Source organism: Acrocarpospora corrugata, assembly GCF_009687845.1.
Taxonomy (GTDB): Bacteria; Actinomycetota; Actinomycetes; order Streptosporangiales; family Streptosporangiaceae; genus Acrocarpospora; species Acrocarpospora corrugata.
This window is the reverse complement of the sequence record NZ_BLAD01000067.1, coordinates 69,511-93,228: the sequence shown is the minus strand read 5'-3', so window position 1 is coordinate 93,228 and position 23,718 is coordinate 69,511. Positions and strand designations below refer to the sequence as shown.

At 70.4% G+C, this 23,718-nt stretch carries 19 protein-coding genes; 6 read left to right on the top strand and 13 right to left on the bottom strand.

The annotated features are described in order from the left end of the window. Window positions 1–126 precede the first annotated feature (126 nt). The 7 genes from manB to Acor_RS26730 form a co-directional block, all read right to left on the bottom strand. Window positions 127–1,224: a mannose-1-phosphate guanylyltransferase gene (manB, locus tag Acor_RS26760; RefSeq protein WP_155339512.1), complete on the bottom strand. Its 1,098-nt coding sequence runs from the start codon at window positions 1,222–1,224 to the stop codon at window positions 127–129. Window positions 1,225–1,239: 15 nt separating this feature from the next. Beyond that, window positions 1,240–2,373, bottom strand: coding sequence for a glycosyltransferase family 4 protein (locus Acor_RS26755; RefSeq protein ID WP_155339511.1), 1,134 nt, complete (start codon window positions 2,371–2,373; stop codon window positions 1,240–1,242). 220 nt (window positions 2,374–2,593) lie between these two features. Beyond that, window positions 2,594–3,520, bottom strand: coding sequence for a lysylphosphatidylglycerol synthase domain-containing protein (locus Acor_RS26750; RefSeq protein ID WP_155339510.1), 927 nt, complete (start codon window positions 3,518–3,520; stop codon window positions 2,594–2,596). After that, window positions 3,517–4,359 (bottom strand): class I SAM-dependent methyltransferase, encoded by an 843-nt coding sequence (locus tag Acor_RS26745; protein WP_246239146.1) that lies wholly within the window; start codon window positions 4,357–4,359, stop codon window positions 3,517–3,519. The genes Acor_RS26750 and Acor_RS26745 overlap by 4 nt, the downstream gene beginning before the upstream one ends. 38 nt (window positions 4,360–4,397) lie before the next feature. Next, window positions 4,398–5,471, bottom strand: a complete 1,074-nt coding sequence (locus Acor_RS26740) for a glycosyltransferase family 4 protein (protein ID WP_155339509.1) — start codon at window positions 5,469–5,471, stop codon at window positions 4,398–4,400. Next, a complete protein-coding gene (locus Acor_RS26735; RefSeq protein WP_155339522.1) occupies window positions 5,468–6,385 on the bottom strand; it encodes a glycosyltransferase family 2 protein in 918 nt (305 codons plus the stop codon). The genes Acor_RS26740 and Acor_RS26735 overlap by 4 nt, the downstream gene beginning before the upstream one ends. Before the next feature lie 48 nt (window positions 6,386–6,433). Further along, the gene (locus Acor_RS26730; protein WP_170317090.1) at window positions 6,434–8,539 is read right to left on the bottom strand and encodes a hypothetical protein; all 2,106 of its coding nucleotides are present in this window, start codon (window positions 8,537–8,539) and stop codon (window positions 6,434–6,436) included. Between the two features lie 92 nt (window positions 8,540–8,631). Here Acor_RS26730 and Acor_RS26725 point away from each other — a divergent pair, with 92 nt between their 5' ends. From Acor_RS26725 to Acor_RS26705, 5 genes are all read left to right on the top strand, one after another. After that, entirely contained in the window at window positions 8,632–10,020 is a 1,389-nt protein-coding gene (locus Acor_RS26725) for a glycosyltransferase family 39 protein (protein ID WP_246239145.1), read from the top strand. Window positions 10,021–10,287: 267 nt separating this feature from the next. Then, complete coding sequence (locus tag Acor_RS26720) at window positions 10,288–12,369, top strand: LCP family protein (protein WP_246239143.1); 2,082 nt, start codon at window positions 10,288–10,290, stop codon at window positions 12,367–12,369. A 242-nt stretch (window positions 12,370–12,611) separates the two neighbouring features. Then, entirely contained in the window at window positions 12,612–14,516 is a 1,905-nt protein-coding gene (locus tag Acor_RS26715) for an acyltransferase family protein (protein ID WP_155339508.1), read from the top strand. 60 nt (window positions 14,517–14,576) lie between these two features. Continuing rightward, window positions 14,577–15,662, top strand: coding sequence for a glycosyltransferase family 4 protein (locus Acor_RS26710; protein WP_155339507.1), 1,086 nt, complete (start codon window positions 14,577–14,579; stop codon window positions 15,660–15,662). 41 nt (window positions 15,663–15,703) lie between these two features. Then, window positions 15,704–16,432, top strand: coding sequence for an acetoacetate decarboxylase family protein (locus tag Acor_RS26705; RefSeq protein WP_155339506.1), 729 nt, complete (start codon window positions 15,704–15,706; stop codon window positions 16,430–16,432). On the opposite strand, the gene Acor_RS26700 is transcribed toward Acor_RS26705, so the two are convergent. The 6 genes from Acor_RS26700 to Acor_RS45590 all read right to left on the bottom strand — a co-directional run bounded on the left by Acor_RS26700 (window position 16,429) and on the right by Acor_RS45590 (window position 22,155). Beyond that, window positions 16,429–17,310: a glycosyltransferase family 2 protein gene (locus Acor_RS26700; RefSeq protein WP_155339505.1), complete on the bottom strand. Its 882-nt coding sequence runs from the start codon at window positions 17,308–17,310 to the stop codon at window positions 16,429–16,431. The two genes, Acor_RS26705 and Acor_RS26700, sit on opposite strands and share 4 nt — an antisense overlap. A 160-nt stretch (window positions 17,311–17,470) precedes the next feature. Beyond that, window positions 17,471–18,229, bottom strand: a complete 759-nt coding sequence (locus Acor_RS26695) for a CDP-alcohol phosphatidyltransferase family protein (RefSeq protein ID WP_155339504.1) — start codon at window positions 18,227–18,229, stop codon at window positions 17,471–17,473. Next, window positions 18,207–19,247 carry an iron-containing alcohol dehydrogenase family protein gene (locus Acor_RS26690; RefSeq protein ID WP_170317091.1) on the bottom strand — a complete coding sequence of 347 codons (1,041 nt, stop codon included), beginning with the start codon at window positions 19,245–19,247 and terminating at the stop codon, window positions 18,207–18,209. Before Acor_RS26690 ends, Acor_RS26695 begins: the two co-directional genes overlap by 23 nt. Window positions 19,248–19,274: 27 nt before the next feature. Beyond that, on the bottom strand, window positions 19,275–20,009 hold the full coding sequence (locus Acor_RS26685; RefSeq protein WP_155339502.1) for a phosphocholine cytidylyltransferase family protein: 735 nt from the start codon (window positions 20,007–20,009) through the stop codon (window positions 19,275–19,277). A 98-nt stretch (window positions 20,010–20,107) separates the two neighbouring features. Next, window positions 20,108–20,731 carry a DUF5941 domain-containing protein gene (locus Acor_RS45595; protein WP_155339501.1) on the bottom strand — a complete coding sequence of 208 codons (624 nt, stop codon included), beginning with the start codon at window positions 20,729–20,731 and terminating at the stop codon, window positions 20,108–20,110. Continuing rightward, window positions 20,728–22,155, bottom strand: coding sequence for a CDP-alcohol phosphatidyltransferase family protein (locus Acor_RS45590; RefSeq protein WP_281353264.1), 1,428 nt, complete (start codon window positions 22,153–22,155; stop codon window positions 20,728–20,730). Before Acor_RS45590 ends, Acor_RS45595 begins: the two co-directional genes overlap by 4 nt. A 142-nt stretch (window positions 22,156–22,297) precedes the next feature. On the opposite strand from Acor_RS45590, the gene Acor_RS26670 reads away from it, so the two are divergent. After that, complete coding sequence (locus Acor_RS26670) at window positions 22,298–23,680, top strand: bifunctional cytidylyltransferase/SDR family oxidoreductase (protein ID WP_246239142.1); 1,383 nt, start codon at window positions 22,298–22,300, stop codon at window positions 23,678–23,680. Window positions 23,681–23,718: the final 38 nt, after the last annotated feature.

Here is a 23,718-nt window from a genome sequence, read left to right as displayed (position 1 = left end):
ATTCAAGCACGCTCAACCAGGTTCATCGCCGTTATCCGGCGCCGTTTACGTATGCGATCAGCTCTCGCCGCACCGGCGCCAAAAGGGCCGCTTTGTGGACCCTGGTTGAAGGCGTGGTCACGTGGGTCAGGCGTCGCTGGAGAAGCGAATGGCTGCTTCCGGGAGGGTGATTCCCGGCCAGATCCGCGCGCCTGAGGTGAGTTCGTTGTTGGGGCCGATGTTGGCGTTGTCGCCGATGATGGCGTCGCGGAGGACGTTGCCTGCGGCGATGGTGGCGTGGGCGCCGATGACGGAGCTGGTGATGATGACGCCGGGGGCGATGGTGGCGCCGTCGGCGATGACGCTGCCGCGGATTAAAGCGCCTGCCCCGATGGTGGCGCCGGTGCCGACCACGGTGCCGCCGGTGAGTTTGGCTTCGGGGGAGACGATCGCGCCGGGGAGCAGGAGGGAGTCGCCGGGAGAGCCGGGGAGCGCGGGGGACGCGAGTGCGCCGCGGACCAGGTCGCTGGAGCCCTGGATGAAGGCGGCGGGGGTGCCGACGTCGAGCCAGTAGGTCGAGTCGGCGAAGCCCAGGACGCGGTCACCGGATTCGATCAGGGTGGGGAAGGTCTCGCGTTCCACCGAGACGACCTGGTCCGGCGGGATGGAGTCGATCACGGAGCGGCGGAAGACGTAGCAGCCGGCGTTGATCCGGTTGGTGACCGGGTTCGGGGTCTTCTCCAGGAAGGCGAGCACCCGGCCGTCCTCGTCGATGGGGACGCAGCCGAACCGGGAGGCGTCCTCGACCTCGGTGAGGTGCAAGGTGACGGCGGCGTCGCCGGACAGGTGCAGGTCGATCTGGGCGCGGATGTCGTGGCCGGACAGGATGTCGCCGTTGAGCACGAGCACCGGCGCGTCCGGCGGGCAGGTCAGCGCCCGCGCCGCGTTCCTGATCGCGCCCCCGGTCCCGAGCGGCGTGTCCTCGGTGACGTACTCGATCTCCAGGTCGAAGGCCGAGCCGTCACCGAACGCGTCCGCGAACATGGCCGCCCGGTAGGCGGTGGCGAACACGATCCGCCGCACCCCGAACGCCCGCGCCCGGGCCAGCTGATGGGCCAGGAACGGCACTCCGGCCGTCGGCAGTAGCGGCTTCGGCGTGACCAGCGTCAACGGCCTCAGCCGGGTACCCCGCCCGCCGACCAACAAAATCGCCTCAAGAGGCGCGGGCAAAGAACTGTCCGTCACAGGGGTGAGGTTAGCTCAACACTCCAGTGCCCGTTGGTATGACACCAGATGCGCTTCCGCGGAAGCCGCCCAGGTGAACTCGCGTGACCTGGCCGAACCCGCCGCTCCGAGCGCCGTTCTGCGCTCGGGCGAGTCGAGCAGCGCGCGCAGCGCGGTCGCGATGCTGGTCGCGTCCGGCTCGGTATAGGCGACCGCGTCCCCGCCGACCTCGGGCAGCGAGGTCCGCCGCGTGGTCAGCACGGCCGCGCCGCAGGCCATCGCCTCCAGCACCGGCATCCCGAACCCTTCCACCAGCGAAGGAAACGCCGCCACCAGCGCGCCGCCGTAGAACCCGGCCAGGTCGGAGAAGGGCAGATACCCGGTCCGCACCACCCGCACTCCCGACGGCAACTCCCGCACGGCCGCGTCCACATCCGCGTCGGAGGACTCGATCAGCCCCCCGGCCAGCACCAGCGCGGGCGGCGAATCCAGATCCTGTACGGCTTTCGCGAACCCCCGCACCAGATTCGCCACGTTCTTCCGCGGCTCCAACGTCCCCAGCGAGGCCACGTACGGATACCCGTGCAGCCCCAGCCGGTCCGACACCCGCCGCACCTCGGCCTCACTCGGCCGATGGAACAGCTCAGGATCGACCCCGTGATACGCCACGTCGATCCGGGTCGGATCCGCCCCCAGCACCCGGATCAGCTCATCCCGGGTCGCCTTCGACGGCACGATCACCCGATTCGCCCCCCGCACCGCCGTACGGGTGGCGGACCGGAAGTAGGACGCCTTCGCCGTGCCCTGGCATTCCGGCTCGGTGAACCAGGTCACGTCGTGCACGGTGACCACGGTCGGCAGCCCGGCCCGGATCGGGATCGAATAGGAGGGGGCGTGGATCACCTGCGCGCCGGCCTGCCGGGCGAGCACCGGCACCCCGGTCTGCTCCCAGACGAGCCGGGCCCCCCGGTTGGTGATCGCGGGTGGGCCGGGGAGGATCCGCGCGGATGGGGCCATCCGCCGGTATCGCTCGGCGTCGGAGCGCTGGCACACCACGGCGAGATCGGCGCCGGCCTGGGTCAGCGCGGCGAGTAGTCCGTCAACGTATCTGATCAGGGCGCCTCGGTCGGCGGGGACAGCCGCCGCGTCGACGAGCACACGGGGTTTCACGAAGGATCGCTCCCCTCACCGCGACCCGCCCGGACCCTCGAACCGGACGAAGCGCGCTTTGTCGCTTTGCGTGGGAGATCCCCCGCGACAGCCGGGTGGCGGCGCCTTGTGAGCGCAATCCCCGATCCCCCTCGCCCTTCCATCGCAACTCTAAGACGCGGATCGACGGAACGTGAGCGAAATCACATGGCCAGATACCGCTCAGATACGGATTCCGTGGCTATTCCACGGATTTATCGACATTTGCGCTGGCGGGGCGGCGATTTCGGGCGGTCCATCCGGCGGCGGCGCACACCAGATCTCCCAGCGAGACGACCACCCGGGAGACCAGGGCGGCGGCGATGGCCGAACCCCGGTCCAGCACGGGGGCGAGGGCGGCGATCATGGCGATCTCGCGGACGCCGGCTCCGGCCGGGGCGATGACGAACAGAAAGCCGAGGCTCCAGGCGAGCGCGAACGCGCCGAAGCTGAGGACGACCGCGCGTGGTCCTTGGGCGCCCAGGCCGTGGACGATCAGGGCCAGGTGCACGCCGTACGCGGCCCAGCCGGCGAAGGCCCAGCCGACCGAGGTGAGCACGCCGCGGCGGCTGAGCGGCCGTTCCAGCGGCGGCCTGCGGAGCAGCCGCAGGCCGAGGTTGAGCGCGCCGTTGACGACCGCGGGGTGGAGTCCGGCGATCAGCACGGGGAGCAGGAGCAGCAGCCAGGCGTACTCGGCGACGGACTCGCCGGCGAAGACGGGGAGTGTGCCGGCCGCCAGGAAGAGCCCGCTGGCCAGATAGATCGGATAGGTCAGGAAGAAGGCGGCGGCGCTGCGTTCCCGGGGGATGCCGTGGTCGCGGCCCATCTCCATCTGGGCGATCATCGGCCAGACCGATCCGGGGATGTACTTGCCCAGCTGCCCGACGAAGAGGATCTTCGCCGCGTCGGTGATCCGCAGGGGTGAGCCGAGGTCGGCCAGGAGCGCCCGCCACATCAGCATGCCCGCGAACAGCGCCCCGAGCACCGCCACGAACGACCCGGCCAGCGCCGCCCAGGACAGCCGGGCCAGCCCGGCCGACACCTGGTCCCACTGCCCGGCCACGGCCCAGATCCCGAACCCGAGCGCGACCAGCAGGAACCCGACCCGGAGCAGACCTTTCAGGCTCACCGGGGCCGGACCGCCTCCGGCGGCTGCGGCAGAACCGGTCCCAGCGGTCGCCGCGGCGTCTTGGTGGCCACCCACAGATAGGTCGGCACGACCGGGAGGAGTCCCGTCAGCACCGGACGCGGCGTCTTCTCCAGCGTGGCCTTGGCGACCCGCCCGACCGCGCCGGGGAACAGCTCGCCGCCGGCGAACCGCTCCGGCGAGGCGAGCACCGGGAACGTGTAGTCCCAGACGTGGAAGTCGCGCAGCATCCGCCGCAGACCGCCCCTGGTCCTGAACCGCTCGTAGTAATGGTCGGCCCGGCCGAACGCCCGGACATACCGATCCGCCGGTCCGGGCGGCAGATAGGACAGGAACGGCAGCTTGTAGTGCGGTTCCATGATCCCCAGCCGGTTGCCCAGCCCGAGATAGAGCACCCCGTCGTCGGCCAGCACCCGGTGCATGTCCCGGATCACCGCATCCGGATCCACGACATGTTCGTAAATATGGTTGAAGACCAGCACGTCCACGGATCCGTCCGGGAACGGCAGCGCCCCGCCGTCCGCGCACACGAACGTGACCCGCTTCCCGAACCGCTCGGACGCCTTCCGCAGCCCCGGCACGTCGATGTCGATCCCGAACGTCCGCCGCGCGCCGGCCTCGGCCAGCTCATCCGCGATGAACCCGGCGGAACACCCGACGTCGCCCACGGTCAGCCCGGCCAGCGGCTCGGCCCCGGACCGCCCGAGAAAGTGCCCGAGCACCGCGATGATCTTGGCGGCTTTCCGCCGCCGCTTCGCCTCGTCCAGCATCGCCGACTGGAACTCGGAGTACTCCAGCTGCGCGGCGCGTTCCCTGCCCACGGGCCGTCCCCCACTCCTCGCCGATCGACGGATCAACACTACTCAGCCAGCAGCGGGCTCAAGTACCCCGCCCAGTACGGCTCGGGATCCACGGCCTTCACCCCGGCCCGCAGCCGCTCCGGCGTCCCCGGCTGGTAGAACCGCCGCAGCGCCTCCGCCAGCGCGTCCACCGAACCCGGCTCGACCAGCAGCCCGTCCACGTCGTCGGTGACATTGTCGGGCAACGCCCCTACCCGGGTGGCGATGACCGGAACACCATGCTCGTGCCCAAGCCACACATTCTGCGACGCGGTGGCCGAACGATAGGGCAGCACCAGCGCGTCCGCCCGCCCGAACAACTCCGGCACCTCCGCCTCGGCCACGTACCCCGGCCGCAGCTCCACCCGCTCCGCCAGCCCCAGCTCGTCGATCAGCGCCCGGGTCGCGTCCTGCCCGCCCCAGAACTCCCCCGCCACCGTGAGCGCGACGTCCGGCGTCCGGGCCAGCGCCCGCAGCAGCAGATCCAGCCCCTTGTACGGCCGGACGATCCCGAAGAACAACAACCGCCGGAACGGCTCCCCCGCGACGGCCTTCGCCGCCACGCCGACCGGCAGATGCGGCGCCATCACGGCCACCCGGACCGGCCGATCGGTCAGCCCCCGGGCGAGCTCCGCCTGCTGCTCGGAGTGCACCAGCACCGAATCCACCCGCCGCAGCAACGCCCGGACCAGCGGCCGATCGTAGGGCTTGCCCTCATGCGGCAGCACGTTGTGACACAGCGCGACAACCCGCGCGCGACGCCGCAACCCGGACAGAATGCCGAGATAAGGCGGAACCTGCACCGGACTCAGCAGCACGAGAACGACCAGGTCGGCATCCCGGAACCGCCGCCCCCTCCGCACCCAGCCATCCGGCCGCCGCCAGTCCAGGACGCGGTTGGTGGCCGGGAACGGCTCACCCTCCGGCACGTCGATCGTCTGCTGCCCCGGATACAGAAACGCCGGATACTGCGCCTTCCACGACTCCAGCACCACCTCGTGCCCCGCCGCGCTCAGCCGCCGGGCCAGCTCGGTGGTGTGCTGCGCCCCACCCCCCTTGTACGGATAGGTGGGCCCGACGATCACCACCCTCATTCGGCCCTGGACCTCACGATCAGGTCCGCCAGCAACGCCACCGACCCGATCAGCATGCCGGACAGGAAGATCACGATCGTGTTGCTGGTCAGGTAGAACCCGTGCCTGACCACGTCGTACCCGCCCTTGACCACCCCGATCCCGACCAGCCACAGCGCGGGCGGCATCAGCACCTTGAGCGGATTGAAATACATGATCATCCGCAGCACCTGCAGAATGTACCGATACGCGTCGGAGAAGAAGCTGAACTTGGACTTCCCCGCCCGCTTCGCGTAGTCGATCGGCAGGTAGTACACATCGTGCTGGTTCGAAAGGAAGGCCAGCGTGATCGTCGTCACGCACGAGAACCCCGGCGGCAGCAGCCGCAGATACGGCCGGGCCACCGACTTACGGAACGCCCGCAGCCCCGAGTTCAGATCCGGGATCTTCTGCCCCGCCAGCCGCTCGGCCACCTTCCTGATGACCCACTTGGCCGGCACCCGCAGCAGCTTGTGCGACCCCTCCTCCGAGGTCCGCGCCCCCACCACCTGGTCGATCGTCTGATCCTTCTCCAGGATCTGGACCAGCTCGGGAATGCGCTCGTTCGGATAGGTCATGTCCGCGTCGGTCCACACGACGATCTCGCCGCGCGCCTCCTGCGACCCGATCCGCCGGACCGTCCCCGACCCGCCGTTCCGGTGGAACGCCTTGATCCGCATGTGGGGGAAGCGCGGCGCGGCCTCACGCAGCCGCAGCAACGTCTCGTCCGCCGAGCAGTCGTCCACCGCGAGCAGCTCGTAGCTGTAGCCACTCGCGTCCATGGCCGCGCAGATACGCTCGACCTCGTCGATGACGTGATCCTGCTCGTTGTAGCACGGCAGCACGATCGTCACGTAGGGGTTGGCTTCCACAGCGCTTCCGCTCTCAAGGGGCATGCTCACGACGGTCGAGGGTACTCTGCCCAGCCGATCGGCGATCCCACATCAGCGATCCGGAATGGACATCCAGACGTTCACGATGAGGGTCCAGGTGCCGTCAGGAGGGCTGATCAAGGAGCGTTCGTCCTGACGCGTCCTGAGAGTCAGGACATGGGCGGGCGGGCCGTACGAGGTGAGCTGCTCGGGGTCGGCGGCCAGCAGGACGGGGACGCGGCCGGTGGCGCGGACGGCGGCGATCAGGCGGCGCACGTCGGTTCCGAAGGGGACGTCCAGTCCGTCGGGGGTGGCGACCCGGGCGGTGGGGTGGCCACACTGGCCGCGCACGAGCTGGGTGAAGCGGTCGCCGGTCACGCGTTCCACGATCAGGACGGCGGCGTTGGCGGGGATCGCCTCGCAGAGGCCGGCGACGGCGGCGGCCTCGCCGCGTTCGATGGAGGTGAACGCGGTGCCGAACGAGGTGACCGCGGCGGGGGCCACGACCAGGGCCATCCCGGCGGCGAGCAGCAGCCGGGAGTCGTAGCCGGAGCGGCGCGCTCGGTCGCGGGCCCAGCGCAGCCCCCAGACGGCGAGCAGGATCAGGCCGGGCAGGACGATCGGCACCAGGCGGCGGGACGCGAACGGGTGGTCGGGGGTGATCGCGGGCCGGTAGAGCGTGGTCACCGTGGTCCAGCCGATGACGGCCAGCGGCAGCAGCCAGGCGAAGCCCCGCCCCCGGGCCAGCCGCTGGGCGTGTACGGCTGCCGCCAGCGTCGCCAGCACCACCACGGGCACCCCGACGTACCAAATCACCCAGTACAGCGAGTCCTCGTAGTAGAGCCGGGTCCGGTCGATCGGCAGGCCGTTGGCGAGCTGGGTGGCTTCGATGAACTGCGCGGTGAGCTCGTCCTCGGGCGTCGTCGGGGTGCGCCGCACGGTCTGCACCCAGGGCCGGACCGCGAACGCGAGCAGGGTCAGCCCGACCAGCGCCGCCGCGAGTTCGGGCACCCGCCGCACCGGCCGCCACCGGATCTTGGGCGCGACGGCCGCACCGGCGACGGTCAGCACGACGACGACCGCGCAGATCGCCAGCAACGGCAGCAACGACCCGGACAGATACTCCAGATAAGGCCGGGCCAGCACATACGCCGCCACGAACCCGCACCCGCTGCCGACCCCGAGCCCGACCAGCAGCGGAACCCCCAACCGCCCATCCGGATATATCCGCTTATCCGATGCCCGCGACACCCGGTCGAGCGCGACCAGCACCCCCCCGTACGCCAGCACCGGCAGCACATCGCGAAGCCCGTCGATCCGCACCAGCAGCGCCAGCCCGAACGACAACCCCGCCAGCAGCGCGCTCCACAACGACCCCACCGGCTGCTCGGCCCGGCTGGCCGGCAGATACCCCACCCCCGTGGCCCCGCTCCGCGCCCGGAACCGCGCGTCCAGCAGCAGGGTCATCCCGCCGAACAGCAGGATCAGCGACGGGATCTCGCTGAACGTCGTCCGCGAGGTGTAGAGGATCGGCAGGCACACCGCGAACGTCAGCGCGGCCAGCGGCGCCCACCGCGCCCCCACCAGCCGGGCGACCGTCCCGGCGAAGACCAGCACCGCGAACGCGCCCAGCAGCGCCGGCATCAGCAGCAGCCCGCCCACCCCGCCGAGCCACTCCCCGGCGGCGTGCAGCATCGGCGTGCCGGGCATGAACTGCGGCACCACCACGCCGTCGGCCGCGAAGAACCCCATGCTGTCGAAGCGCAGCGCCGGATCCGCCCCGCCGAACGCGGCCACGTCTTCGGGGATCGGCACCCGCCCGTGCGTGGCCAGCCAGATCGTGTACTGCGCGTAGCTGGCCGGATCCCGCCGGACGATCAGCTGCTCACTGTGGAAGATCGCGTTGAACACGCCGGACCCGAGAGCGATCGTGAAGATCGCGGCGACCTGGGCGGCCGTGGCGGCGACGGTCTCGGGGAGGCCGCGCAAGCCGTACCAGCCGACCAGGGTGGCGAGGGCGGCCCCCGCGAGCAGCATCGGCACCGGCGCGAACCACCCCGCCAGGGCCAGCGGCAGGCCCGCCAGCAGCCAGCCGACCAGCACGAGCGCGGGCAGGGCCGACCCGACGGCGAGCACCCTGCCCGCCGACGGCCAGTGCGAACGATCAACCTTGAGCATCGGAATAGCGAGAGCGTAACGGCAGCCTCCGACAGCCGCGGACAGCGCGCGCACGGGTACCGTGATCGGGCCATCCACCGAAAGGCGCGAGTGTGACAACCCAGGCGGAAACCAGCCCCGGAATCGAGGTCCGGGAGGTTCTGCCATGGTTTCGGCGGCATCAGTGGTTCGTCGGAGTGGCCGCGGTCGGGGTGCTGCTGCGGCTGGGGGCGATGCTGGGGTACCGCCCGGCGCTGTGGTTTCCGGATTCCTACAGCTATGTCGTGACGGCGATGCGGCCGCGCCCGGATCTGGTGCGGCCGGCCGGATATTCGATGTTCCTGCGCCTGCTCGAACCGCTGCACAGCTTCGCGGCGGTGACGTTCGTCCAGCACGCGCTCGGGGTGGCCACCGGCGTGCTGGTCTACCTGGCGGTCCGGCGCTGGAAGCCGTGGGTGGGCGCGCTGGCCGCCGCCCCCGTGCTCCTGGACGCGTACCAGGTCGAACTGGAGCATCTGCTCGTCTCGGACACGCTGTTCATGTTCCTGATCACGCTGGCCGGGTGGCTCGGAATCGGCCGGCTGGACCGGCGGCGGGCGCTGGCCATCGGCCTGGTGCTGGCCGCCGCGACGCTCACCCGCACGATCGGGCTCCCGCTGATCGCCGTCTTCGGCTTCTTCCTGTTCCGGTACGGCGGGCTCAGGGCGGTCGCGATCATGCTGGCGGGGGCTCTGCTGCCCGTCGCGGCCTACGCGGGCTGGTTCTACGCCACCTACCAGCGAGCCGGCCTGGTCGGCTCCAACGGCGTCTTCCTGTACGTCCGCACGATGACCTTCGCGGACTGCGCCGTGATGCGCCCGCCACCGGACGTCGCCGCGCTCTGCGACCCGAGACCGCCCGGCGAGCGGCCACCCCCGCAGTTCTACGCCTGGGACCCGGAGTCCCCGCTGGTGAAGCTCCCCGGAATCACCTTCACCAGCGAGACCGACGCGCTCGCGCAGCGATTCGCGCTGCTGGCGATCAGGAGCCAGCCGGTCGACTACGCGGCCTCACTCCTGACCGAGCTGGCCAGGACCTTCACCCCCGGCCGCCCGATATATCCAGACCCAGAGGTATACGCCTACTACGAGTTCCCGGCCCGCACCCCACCCCCGCCGGAACGCTATGTCGCCACCGTCGGCGCGACGTACGCCGAACAGTACGAGCGCGGCCCCATCGCGACCCGGCTCGCCGACCCCTACGCGACCTGGCTCCGCGCCTACCAGGGCGTGGCCGCCCTGCCGGGACCCCTGGTCCTGCTCCTGGCGCTGGCCCCGCCGATCGCGGCCCGCGCCCGGCGCGGCGGCGACCGCTGGGGACTCCCGTGGGCGCTCTCCTGGACCCTGCTCGTCGTCCCCGTCGCCACCGCCGTCTTCGATTACCGGTACGTGCTGCCCGCGGTCCCCCTCGCCTGCATGGCCGCCGCGCTGTCCCTCACCCCACGTCACAAGATCGGGACATGAGCCAACCATCCGCCCATCTACCTGCGAATTTCGTGAACACCACGTAAAGGCGACCCCATTCGCATACCGTGAAATGTCCGTGTTTAAGTATGCTTTGCGGCTAGATCACCCGGGCGGGCTGCCGGGTGGAACCCCCGCGAAAACCGAGATCACCGCGCCGTGACCCGGCTCGGTGACCTACTCTCAGAGCGCAATGAGCGAGCGAACCTGTAACCCGAGCCTCCGCCTCGCCCGTGCCCTCGAAGCGATGTCAGGCGAGGAGACGGTATGAGCGACCATCGGCACCGACCCTCGCACGAGCCGGACCAGCCGGTCTGGGGGCAGTCGGAAACCGGCCCGCACGCGTACGGCGCGGGCGACCAGCCCGTCTACGGCGGCCACGGCGAGCCGACCACGTACGGCCATGGCGCGCGCCGCCGCCGCCCCCGGCAGGAGCCCGAGCACGAGCAGTACGAGCAGCCGCCGCCGCCCGGCTACCCGCCGCAGCAGCAGCCGTACCCGCCGGGCCCCTATCCGCAGGGGCAGCAGTACCCGCAGCAGCCGGGCTACGACGCGTACCCGCCGCCACCGCAGCAGCCGTTCGGTTCGGAGATGTACCAGGAGTACCAGCCGGAACCGTACGAGGAGGCGGCCCCGCCAGGCCGTCGGCCCGGCGGCGACCCGGACTTCGACGAGCATCGCTGGGGCGTCGGCGACCGGTTCGACGACGATGACGACGAGGAGCCGCGCCGACTCCGCTGGGGCAGGCGGAAGAAGGAGGAGGACGGGTACGACCCGGTCCCCGTCCCCGTCCCCGCCGCGGCGGCGCCCGTGGCCGCCTCCGTCGGACACCCCCCGGGCCCGCCTCCCGCGAAACCCCCCGCCAAGAAAGGCGGCGGCGGTGGCGGCAAGGGCCTGGGCGCGCTCGGCTGGACCAGCGTGGTGCTCACCTCGGTGCTGGTGCTCGGCACCCTCACCGCGTACACGCTCTATCGCCGCACCCTCTCCAACATCGACTTCGGCAGCTCCACCGACGAGCTGGACACCAACCGCCCGGAGAACCAGACCGGCGCGATCAACGTGCTGCTGGTCGGCTCAGACACCCGGGCCGGCGACAACAGCAAGTACGGCCAGAAGGCGTCCCGCGAGGACACCACCGAGCGCACCGACACGATCATGCTGCTGCACGTCACGCCCAACCGGGACGGCGCCCGCCTGATCAGCTTCCCGCGTGACTCGATGGTGCAGATCCCGGAGTGCAAGGACAGCAAGACCGGCACGGTCAAGCCCAGCCACCTCGCCCAGATCAACGAGGCGTTCAACAACGGCGGCATGATCTGCACCCGGCGCACCATCGAGACCCTCACCCAGATCCCGGTCGACCACTACATCAAGGTGGACTTCACCGGCTTCAAGAACATCGTGGACGCGCTGGACGGCATCGACATCTGCGTGCCGAAGGCCGTGGTCGACCCGAAGGCCAAGCTGAACCTGAAAGCGGGCACCCAGACGGTCAAGGGCGAGACCGCCCTGGCCTACGTGCGGGCCCGCTACGAGCTCGGCGACGGCAGCGACATCGGCCGGATCAAGCGCCAGCAGATCTTCATCTCGCAGGTGGTGAAGAAGGCCACCAGCAGCGAGTTGCTGACCGACCTGGGCCGGCTGGGCGGTTTCATCGACGCCGCCACCAAGTCGGTCCAGATGGACGACCGCCTCAACACCGAACGGCTGATCGAGATCGCCAGGAGCGCCCAGCGGCTGACCGCCAAGGGCTTCAAGGCGACCACGGTGCCCTGGGAGGCGTACGTCGGGGACAGCAACCGGGTGCAGTGGAAGCAGCCGGCCGCCAACAACCTGTTCGCCGCGATCAAGAACGACACCGAGGTCGTGCAGGACAAGCCGGCCGCCACCGCGAGCGCGTCGGCGCCCGCCGACAACACCCCCAAGCCGACCGAGGCCGCTCAGGTGCGGGTCGAGGTCGTCAACGGGACCAACACCTCGGGCAAGGCCAAAGAGGTCGCCGACCAGCTGAGCGCGCAGGGCTTCAAGGTGGTCAGGCTGGGCAACGGCGTCGGCGCCGACGGCATCGACCTGGCCAAGACGACGGTCAGCTACAAGGGCGCGGGCTGGGACGGCTCCAAGATCCTCGCCGATGTGCTGCTGGCCGAGGTGAAGCCGGACACCAAGCCGCTCAAGCCGACCAACCCCGGCCCGTACACGGCGGCCTCACCGCCGACGACGGTCAAGAAGGCGGTCGGCCCGGTCATCCAGCTGGTGATCGGCCAGGACTGGAAGGGCGTCAAGATCCCGCTGTCGGCCACCGAGGACGAGTCGACAGTCGACTCGGAGACCGATATTTGCCAGACCTGATATCGGGGCCGGAGGGGACCGAAATCCCTCTCCGGCCCGATGTCTCATTGATCACGTTCGCTACCTGAGGGGACATTCGAGGGTGGGGGACGGTAAAGTAAGAGCCCTTGTGGACGCGTCCCGCTTCACCGGTTCACCTGATCCCCTGGGGCGCCTTCGCTAATGTCCGACTAGGGCGTGACTCGGTTTACCCGGTTCACGGCCGGCCCCCCGGTCTCCGACAGATAGCTGAGCGTTTCCCCGTGAGTGAGCTCCGACACCGTCCACCGGTTCCGGCTTCGCGCCCTGGCGTCGGCCCCGACGCCGAAGACGCGCCAACGGGCGTGATGGGGCGGATCGTCGAGGACGAACCGACCGGCGTGATCAGCAGGATCACCGACGACATGGCCGACCCCACCGCGGGTGGCGGCGAGCCCGAGCGGCAGCTGCCGCCTCCGTTGCAGGGTCCTGGCGACCCGCTCCCGGTCCGCCGCCCGCGCCATCGGGGCGCGCGCGGGCAGGAGCCCGACAGCGGCCCTCCGTCGTTCGACTACTTCGGCGGCGGGCCCAACGGGCCAACCGGCCCGAACGGTCCGACCAGCCCAAATGGCCCGACCGGCCCGCCTGGTCCAACCGGCCCCACCGGTCCGACTGGTCCGACTGGTCCGACTGGTCCCGCCGGAGCGGCCCGACCGCCGCTGATGGACCCCTACGACCTCCGCGATCCCCTGGCGGGGGCCCCGCAGCCGGGGTATCCCCCGCAGGACCCCTTCGCGCAGGACCCGGGCTACCCGCCCGCGCGCGCCCAAGGCCAGCCGGCGGCCCCGCCACAACACCACCCCGGGCACCCCGGCCAGCAGTGGCCCGACCCGAACGGCCCGATCAACGCGCCGGACGAGTGGAGCCCGTGGCGCCGCCGCAACCCCTACGACGCGCCGAGCGCGCCCCCGCCGGCCGCGCCCGCCGCGTACGAGCCCGGCACCGACTTCCAGCGTCCCCCGTCCGAGCCGATCCCGCTGCCCGCCTGGGCGCAGGGCACCCAGGCCCAGATCCCCACCCGGGGCACCCCCTGGACCCCGCACGGGCGCGAGTCGGACGAATGGGATGAACCCGAGCAGCCCGCGCCGCCGAAGAAAAAGCGCGAGCCGTACCTCGACAACGTCAAGTTCCTGCTCATCGCGCTGGTGGTGTCCGGGCACTCGCTGCGGGACACGGTCGGCTCCGACGACATCAACCGGGCCGCGTACATCTTCATCCACGCGTTCCACATGCCGCTGTTCGTGATCATCAGCGGCTACCTGTCCCGCTCTTTCTGGGACTCCAAGGCCAAGGTCAACAAGCTGGTCGACACCATCCTGGTGCCGTACGTGGTGGTGGAGTTCGGCTACGCGCTGCTCAGGTTCGCGCTGGGCGGCAAGTGGACCCTCACCATCACCGACCCGGCCTGGCTGAACTGGTATCTGGTGGCGCTGCTGCTGTGGCGGCTCACCACGCCGGTGTGGAAACGCATGCGCTACCCGCTGGTGGTGGCGATTGCGGTCTACCTGTTCTCAGGCTTCTCCCAGCTGGAGCAGGACTTCAGCATGGACAGGTTCTTCGGCCTGATGCCGTTCTTCGTGCTCGGCATGGTGCTCAAGCCCGAGCACTTCGAGTTCCTCAAGCGCACCTGGGTCAAGATCCTCGGCGCGGCCCTGCTGGCCGTCTGGGCGGGCCTGGCCATCGTGCTCGCGCCGCGCCTCAAGCTCGCGCCGTTCTACTTCAGGTTCAGCTACCACGACCTGAACATGACCTGGTGGTACGGGATGGGCTTCCGCCTGGCCTTCCTGGCCGGAGTGCTGGCCCTCTGCTTCGCGGTGCTGGCGCTGATCCCGCGCGGCGAGACCTGGTTCTCCGACCTGGGCACCCGCACGCTCTACTGCTACCTGCTGCACGGCATCCCGGTGCTGATCGCCAAGGACCTGGGCCTGCTCAAGCTGCCCTGGCTGAACGGCCCGCTCGGCACCCTGACGATCGTGGCCAGCGCCTTCGTGTTCGCGATCATCCTGTGCCTGCCCATCACCAGGACCCTGTTCAAGTGGCTGCTGGAGCCGAGGTTCACCTGGCTCTACCGCAAGCCGGCCCCCGCGGTGGCCGTTCCGGACGATCAGAAGCCGGAAGTTCAGCGGTAGTTCGGCGGAGATTAACGCGACGCATCCGGATACTTCGGAACCGAGGGTCAGCCTCGCTCTATGAAGGTATGCGTCGGCACGGTCACCCGCCATCCCGAGGACGCGCGGATCATGCACCGGCAGATCCGCGCGCTGCTCGACGCCGGGCACGAGGTCACCTACGTGGCCCCGTTCACCCACTGCAACGTGACCCCGGCGCCCGAGCTGCGCGCCATCGACGTGCCCCGCGCCGTCGGCCTGCACCGCGCCCGCGCCCTCAGGGCGGCCCGTACGGCGCTGCGCCGCGGCGCCAAGGACGCCGACCTGCTGCTGGTGCACGACCTGGACCTGCTGCTGGCCCTGCCCCGGCGCCGCCCGCCGACCGTCTGGGACGTGCACGAGGACATGGCGGCCCGGCTGGACGGCAGAACCCTGCCTCGGCTGGTCCGGCGGCTTGAGGCCCGCGCTGAGCGCCGGCTGCACCTGATCCTGGCGGAGGAGTCCTCCCGTTTCGGGCTGGACCACCCGGTGGTCCCCAACCACACGTACGTGCCGGACACGCTGGCCAAGCGGCCGGACGAGAACCGGATCGTGGCCATCGGCCGCCTCGGCGAGACCCGGGGCGCGGCCGACCTGATCGAGGTGGCCCGGCTGCTCCGCCCGTACGGCATCCGGCTGGACCTGATCGGCCCGGCCGACCCGCACATCCGCCCGCTGCTCCGGGACGCCCAGCGCTCGGGCCTGCTGGACTGGTTCGGCTACGTCCCCAACCGGCACGCGCTCCGCATGGCCGAAGGCGCCCTGGCCGGGCTGTCGCTGCTGCACGACGTGCCCGCCCACCAGGACTCACTGCCGACAAAAGTGATCGAATACCTGGCCCGCGGCGTGCCCGTCATCTCCACGCCGCTCCCCCGCGCGGTCGAGACCCTGAACGGCAACGGCGTGATCGTCCCCTTCGGCGACCCCGAAGCCGCCGCGCAGGCCGTCCTGGACCTGAAGGCCGATCCCGCCCGCCGCGCCACGATCAGCGCTCAGGGCCACGCGGAAGCGCGGGCGCGCTATCACTGGCCGGACCGGGCCGGCGCGTTCGTGGCGCACCTGGAGACCTGGGCGGGCGCGCCCAGCCTGGTCGCCAGCCGCAGCCACCGGCGCGCCGTTCCGGCCTGAGGCCTGTACGGGCCACGCCGGACATTGGTGTACTGGACGTTATGGCAAGTCATCTGATCCAGGGCCGCCGGATCGACCTCCCGGTCGAGATCCGGGACGCTACGGCGTGCACCGCGATGTACCTGGTGCGCGCCGACGCCGCCCGCGCGGTGATCGCCTACTCGGGCCTGGACGTGACCGAGGTGCTGCCGGGCAAGGCCGTGTGCTCGCTGGTGTTCGTCCAGTACCGGGAGTCGGACCTGGACTCCTACCACGAGTTCGGGGTGGGCTTCCTGGTCCGCCCGCCGGAGGCGGGGCCGCCGCCGCGGCGCTCGCTCCGGGCCGGGCTGACCGATCTGCGGACGGCCGGGTCCGGGCTGTTCGTGCACTGGCTGCCGGTCGACCAGGCGTTCACGATGGCGGCGGGGCGGGAGATCTGGGGGTTCCCGAAGGAGCTGGCCGAGATCGATCTGCGGTTGAGCACGCCGTACAAGCGGTGTGTGCTGCGGCGGGACGGGCGGCTGGTGCTGGACATCCTGATCCGGCCGGGGATGCCGGTGCCGGTGCGCAGGGTGCCGACGCTGCACGCGTACACGCAGCTGGACGGGGTGACCCGGCGGACGGCCTGGACGATGAAGCCGAGCGGGGTGCGGGCGCGGCCCGGCGGGGCGCTGATCCGGCTGGGCAACCATCCGATCGCCAAGGAGCTGAGCGAGCTCGGCCTGCCCAAACACGCGCTGCTGACCTCGACCATCAGCAACCTGAAGATGAGCTTCGGGCCGGCGATCTAGACGATCGGCGGGCGGCCGAGGCGGAACATCCGCCAGGCGGTCCGCCACGTCATCGGGCGGCGTTCGCCCGCGGGTTCGCGCAGGCCCTCGGCGAAGCCGCGGAACCACGCCTTGAGCGCCATCGACGAGCGCTCGCGGACGAGCGTGAGCACCACCCAGTCGAGCAGGTAGAGGGCGGCCAGCGGCCAGGGCAGGTTGCGGCGGGCCAGCCAGACCCGGTTCCTGGCGTTGAGCCGGTAGAAGTCGGCGTGCCGGCTGGGCAGCACCAGCGGGTGGTACATGACGGGTTCGGCGTCGTACTCGATCCGGTAGCCCTCGCCGAGCAGCCGCCAGGCCAGGTCGGTCTCCTCGTGCGCGTAGAAGAACTTCTCCGGCAGGCCGCCGACCTGCAAATAGGCCGAGCGCCTGATCGCGCACGCGCCGCCCAGGAAGGTGGTCACCGGCGAGGAGCGTTCGGGGTCGCCGGCGCGCAGCCGGGGCACGTGCCGCCGCTGCACCACCTTGCCGTCGGGGTCCATCACCCGGAACGAGATCACCGCCAGGTCCGGTTCGGCCGCGAACCGGTCCCGGACGTGCGAGGCGACCTTGTCGGTGGCATACCATCCGTCGTCGTCGAGGAAGAGCACGACGTCGCCGGAGCACTCCTGCACGCCCCGGTTCCGGCCCTCGGGGATGCCCGCGTTGTGGGTGAGCCGGACGGTCTTGACGGTGGCGGCGGAGCCCGGCGGCGGGGTGGTCGCCAGCTCGGGCACGTCCGCGCCGTTTCCGATGATCACTACTTCGACATCGCCGTCTACCTGCGTGAGCGCGGACTCGACCGCCCGGTCCAGCTCGGTGACCCGGTTGCCCATGGTGAGGATGACACACGATATCTTCATCGCGTCATCGCCCCAACGCATGGCGGGTAACACACGATTTCATGATCACCGAGTCTGTATGGGCGGTCAAATCCGGATCTATGCCTGCTTGCTGCGGAATAAGGGTATCGGAACCGTCGGCGAACACCCACCAAACACGGAGTGTCCGGCAGACCTGGTTTCAAGCCAGCCGCCGGGACGCCAGGATGCTCACCAGGTGCAGAACCAGCTGCACGCCCGCGATGATCGCGCAGGCCACCGTCAGGATCCGGGTGGCCGGGAACCACAGGTCCAGCACCGCCGCCACCACCACGATGAGCGACAACTCCACCGCCTGGATCACCCGGTGGAAGCGCAGCGCGGCCGCCGCCCGCCGGGCCAGCCGGATCTTGGCGGACTGGAACTGCGTCGCCGACACCTCGGTCGCCGCGAGCAGCCCGGACCTGGCCCTGGCCACGTCCACCAGGTCGGTCTCCGCCTTGATCAGGATCGCCCCGAGCGCCGCCACGAAACCGAGCACGGTATACCAGTCCGGCAGGGTCTCCGACGCCCGGAAGCCGAGCCCGATCAGCAGCGCCGCCTCGGCGAAGTAGTGCCCGACCCGGTCCAGGTAGACCCCGGTGAGCGAGGTCCGGCCGCTCCACCGGGCCAGCTCGCCGTCGGAGCAGTCCAGCAGCAGGTACAGCTGGATCAGCAGCGCCGCCGCGATGGCCGTTGCCAGGCCGGGCACGGCCAGCACCACACCGGCCAGCACACCGGTGAGCATCATCAGCCCGGTCACCTGGTTCGGCGAGATCGAGGTCTTGGCCAGCGCCCAGGTCACATAGATGGACAGTCTGCGCATGTAAAGCAGCCCGGCCCAGTGCTCGCCGTTGCGCCGCTCCATGGTCATCTCGGGCTGCGCCTTGGCGCGCAGTTCAGCTACCGACGGCGTCGACATAACCCTCAACCCGATCGCGAACCTCGGCCTCGGACAGCCGCAGGTGTTCCAGAATGGTGTACCGGCCCGGCCGGGTGGCGGGGGCCAGCATGACGGCCTCGGTGAACTGCGCCGCGGTCAGGCCGATGTCGGCGTGGGTGATGGGCAGCCGGTGCTGCCGCAGGCAGTCGATGACCTGGGTCAGGCGCGCTTCGTCTTCCCTGAGGAAGTAACAGAACGCGGCGCCGATCCCGGCCAGCTCGCCATGGTTGGAGGTCCCGGGGAAAAGCTGATCCACGGCATGCAGGATCTCATGGTCTCCGCCACTCGTCGGACGACTTGAGCCCGCGATGACCATCGACATGCCGGACAGGATCAAAGCTTCGGCCAGCATGGTCAGGAAATGGTCGGATTCGATGGACACCTTCTGGCCCAGCACCGCCTCGGCCGCGGTCCGCGCCATCGACACCGCCACCCCGTCGATCGGCTCGCCGCGCTCGCTGTTGCCGAGCTGCCAGTCCTCGATCGCGGACAGGTTGCTGACCACGTCGCCGACGCCGGAGCGGACCAGCGCCGGGGGCGCGTCGTGCACGAAGTCCAGGTCGACCATGATGGCCAGCGGCATCGGCACCCCGAACGAGCCCTTGCCGCCGTCGTGCGACAGCGACGCCACCGGTGAGCAGATCCCGTCGTGGGACAGGTTGGTGGCCACCGCCACCATCGGGATCCCGGCCAGCGACGCCGCGTACTTGGTGCAGTCGATGGTCTTGCCGCCGCCGATGCCGACGACCGCCTCGTAGGCGCCCTTGCGCAGGTCCGCGCCGAGCGAGATGGCCGCGTCGACCGAACCGTCCGGCACCCGCAGCACCTGCGCCTCGCCCAGCGAGGGCGCGATCGTCTGGGCGATCCGGTCTCCCTGGCCGACGCCCACCGCCACCGCCACCCGCCCGGACGTCGCCACCCGGCTGTCGGCCAGCAGCGGGCCGAGCTGGGCGATCGCGCCGCGCCGCACCTCCATGTAGAGAGGCGCGGGGAGCATCCTTGCCAGAATTGGCACTTGACCTCCCTAGATGTAGGTGCCGGCGATCGTGCGGGCCTTGGCCAGGTCGTCGTGGTTGTCGACCTCGACCCAGTCGACCTTGCCGATGGGGGCGACCCGGATGGTCTCGCCGCGCTCGACCAGCTCCTGGTAGCCGTCCTCGTAGTAGAGCTGCGGGTCGCGCTCGAAGGTGGCCTGGAGCGCGTCGGCCAGCTTGGCGGCCGCGCCGGGGCGGATCAGGGTGGCGCCGATGTACTCCCCATACGCCTGCGCCGGGTCCATCAGCTTGGTGATGCGCTTGAGCGCGCCGTCGTCGAGAGTGACCTTCATCTCCTCGTCGGCCAGCGCCTTCACGTCGTCCACGGCGAGCAGGATGTCACTGGTGTGCGGCGCGTCCAGCAGGGTGCGCTCGACCGAGACCGGGTGCACGGTGTCCCCGTTGACCAGCAGCGCGCCCCGCGCGAAGTAGTCCCGCGCGCACCACAGCGAGTAGGCGTTGTTCCACTCCTCCGCCTTGTCGTTGTGCACCAGCGTCAGCTTCACCCCGTGCCGGTCCTCCAGCGCGGCCTTCCGCTCGTGTACGGCCTGCGCCTGGTAACCCACGATCACCACGACATCCCGCAGCTCGACGGCCGCCAGGTTGCGCAACGCGATGTCGAGGATCGTGGTGTCCCCGTCCACCGGCACGAGCGCCTTGGGCAGCGTGTCGGTGTAGGGCCGCAGACGTCTTCCGGCCCCGGCGGCCAGCACCATTCCCAGCAACGTGCACTCCTCACGATCCGTTCATCGCACGGTCGCGCGATGGCAAAGTCAATAACCCCACAGGTTAGTTGCCAGAGCGCCCTGATCGTGTATCGGGCTCAGTCGTGCGCGCCCAGATCAGCCGCCTCCACCCCGGACCGGGGGGCGGCCAGCCAGCAGGTGAGGCTCTCCCAGCCGAACAACGCCCAAAGATACAGGGCCAATAGGACGAACATCGCCGTGCTCGCGCCCAGCAGACCGCCGGCGGCGACCACGATCATCCGGCCTTCCCAGCCGAGTCCGGCGTTGGCCAGCCACGGCGGCGGGTACACGTGCTGGCGGATCCGGTAGACGGTGTCGTAGTGGTGGAAGACGATCGCGCCCAGCAGGATCATGATGATGATCGCGGGCACCCCGTGGGCGAAGCCGACGGCGGCGATGAAGCCGTATTCGGTGATCTTCAGGATGACCGGGACCAGCCAGTCCAGGCGGCCGTCGTGGCGGTGTGAGGAGCCGGGGCCGGCCAGCAGCAGGGCCACGATGGGGGCGAAGACGGCCAGGCCCTCGCTGCCGGCGATGCCGACCAGCAGGAGCACGCCGGTGACGAAGAAGGCGGCGATGGCGGGTGGGAGGGGGGGCAGCTGGCCGGCCACCATCGCGCCCATGCCACGGGAGAGGGGGCCGTCGTCCCGGAAGGCCGTCACCGAGCTCGGCGGGACGCGGGTCATGTGCACGCTGGTCATGACAGCGACCTCGCGATTCTTCCGGTGAGGGTGTAGAGCGCCGCGACCGTCCCCCAGCCGAGCAGGGCCAGGAAGGTGACGCGGGCGTTGAACAGGGCGGCGGTGACCGCGATCAGCGCCATCCGCTCGCCGATCGGGAGCACGATGACCTTCTTCAGCCAGCGGGACGCGCGGTCGCCCTCCAGCCGGCCGGCCAGCTGCACGATCGCGTTCTCGCGCTGGACGGCGGCGGCGTCGGTGCTCCTGGCCGCGTCCACGGCCACGGCCAGCGACCGGTGCGGCCGGGCCCAGGAGACGCCCACCTTGGCGGCGTCGGTGACCGCTCCCGCGTACGAGAAGTCGATCATGTGCCGGATCGCCTGGAGCATCATCGCGCCGACCGCGAGCACCCAGATCTGGTCCGGCCCGGTCCCGGTCATCGGCGCGCCCGCCGCGTAGCCGAGCGCCAGGCCGACGTAGACCACATACTCCTTGACCCGGTCGAAGGTGGCGTCCAGCCAGGCGCCGAGGGGGGAGAAGCGCCGGGTGTAGCGGGCCAGCTGGCCGTCCACGCAGTCGAGCACGAACGACAGGTAGAGCGCCGCCGCGCCGACCAGCTGGGCCTGCCGGTCCCCGGCGGAGAACCAGATCGCGGCGATGCCGGCCAGACCGACCGAGATGCCGGTGACGGCGTTGGGGGTCAGGCCGAGCCGGTCCGCGAGTTTGATCAGATGCCGGGACCAGGAGCTGACCAGGTAGGTGGTGAAGAGGCCGTCGTCCTGTTTGACCGCCGCGTCCAGGCGGACCTGGTCCTCGTCGACCTCGGTGAGGCGCAGCAGGGCGGCGGTGGCGCCCCCGGCGGGCACCCGGTCGCAGTGCAGGCGGCCGAATCTGGCCGCCCTGACCGGCACCCCCGACCTGACCAGGCCGGCCAGCAGCAGGTCGGCCGTCTGGTCGGTGGTGGCCGCGCCGAGTTTGCCGCCCTGGGCCAGGTCGGCGAGCTCCTCGGCGACCAGGGCGAAGCCTTTCAGGTGGTCGGTGCCGACCTGGAGGACGCCGCGGAAGGTGGCGTTGGGCGCGTCGACCTGGTGGAAGGAGTTGCCGGCGGCGGCGACCCTGCCGTGCTCGACCCGGACCGGGGTGCGGGGCGGGATGGCCTCGCCGGGGCCGATCAAAGCGCCGGTGCTCCGGGACGGGTGTTCCAGCAGGACTGCCAGGGCTTCGGTGTGCGCCACCAGGTCGCCGGTGAGCACGGCCACAGGTGCGGCGGCGCCTCTGGCGACCTTCGCCACCCGGCGGAGTTGCTCGGCCAGGCCCTGCTCGTCCGACACGAAACACAGGTCGGCGATGGGCAGGCTTTCCATTTGCTCGCTGAGGCGGTCGACCAGGGCCGCGTGGGTGGCCGCCAGGACCACCGCGACGGTGTCCGGCCGGTTCTCCCCCATGTCAGACCGCCTTCGCTCAGAGACGACGTCCATAGCACCTACCCGACCACGTACCTCGCAAAGTAACTGAGTGATCACTGATGAGCAATCACCCGCAAGGGTATGGTGCTCGTCGGGGAGGATCATGATGATGGATTCACGTTTGCCAACCGTTGGTGTGGTGCTGGCCGGCGGCATCGGCCAGCGCATCGGTCTGAACACGCCCAAGCAGCTGTTGAAGATCGCCGGGAAGAGCATCCTGGAGCACACCATCGCGGCCTTCGACAGCCATCCGGACATCGACGAAGTCGTCGTGCTGATGACCCCCGGCTTCACCGACGAGGTCGCCGCCCTGATCGAGAAGAACCGGTTCACGAAGGTGAGCCGGATCCTGGACGGGGGCGCGAGCCGTACCGAATCCACCTGGATCGCGTTGCGGGCGCTCGGGGACCGGGAGTGCGACGTGCTGCTGCACGACGCGGTGCGCCCGCTGGTCGAGCCGCGCATCATCGCGGACTGTGTGACGGCGCTGGGCGAGTACCAGGCGGTGGACGTGGCCATTCCGTCCTCGGACACGGTGGTGGTCGCGGCGCCGGGGCCGAACGGGGAGATCATCAGGGACATCCCGGATCGGGCGCGGCTGCGGCGCGGGCAGACGCCGCAGTGTTTCCGGCTGTCGGTGATCAGGGACGCGTACGCGCGAGCGCTGGCCGATCCCGACTTCGACAAGCAGCCCGCCACCGACGACTGCGGGGTGATGCTGCGGTACCGCCCGGACGTGCCGATCTTCATCGTGGCGGGCAGCGAGCACAACATGAAGGTCACCCACCCCGTCGACGTCTTCATCGCCGACAAGCTCTTCCAGCTCGCCGCCTCGACCGCGCCCGTCCCCTTCTCCTACGGCGACGGCCTGGACGGCCGCACCCTGGTGGTGTTCGGCGGCTCCTACGGCATCGGCGCCGACATCGTGGACCTGGCCAAGGAGCACGGCGCCACCGTCTACTCCTTCTCCCGCTCCGAGACCGGCACCCGGGTCCAGGACGAGGTCGCGGTGGCCGAGGCGCTGGCCCGGGTGTACGCGGAGACCGGCAGGATCGACTACGTGGTCAACACCGCCGCCGTGCTGCACATGGGCAAGCTCGGCGACGCCGAGCAGAGCACGATCGAGGAGGCGATCGGCGTCAACTACCTGGGGCCGGTCAACATCGCGAAGGCGTCCTTCAAGTATCTGGCGAAGACGCGCGGCCACCTGCTCCTCTATACCTCCAGTTCGTACACGCGGGGCCGGGCCGACTACAGCCTCTACTCCTCGACCAAGGCCGCCGTCGTGAATCTGACCCAGGCGCTGGCCGACGAGTGGGCCGAGCACGGCATCCGGGTCAACTGCCTCAACCCGGAGCGGACGGCCACGCCGATGCGGTTGCGCGCCTTCGGCGAGGAGCCGCCGAGGAGTCTGCTGGCGGCCAAGGATGTGGCGCGGAGCAGCGTGGAAGTGCTGATCTCCCACCTGACCGGACAAGTGGTCGATGTGCGGCTCAATGGGTAAGCACCCCTCATGGGGGGATCATTCCGGGGCGGAAATGC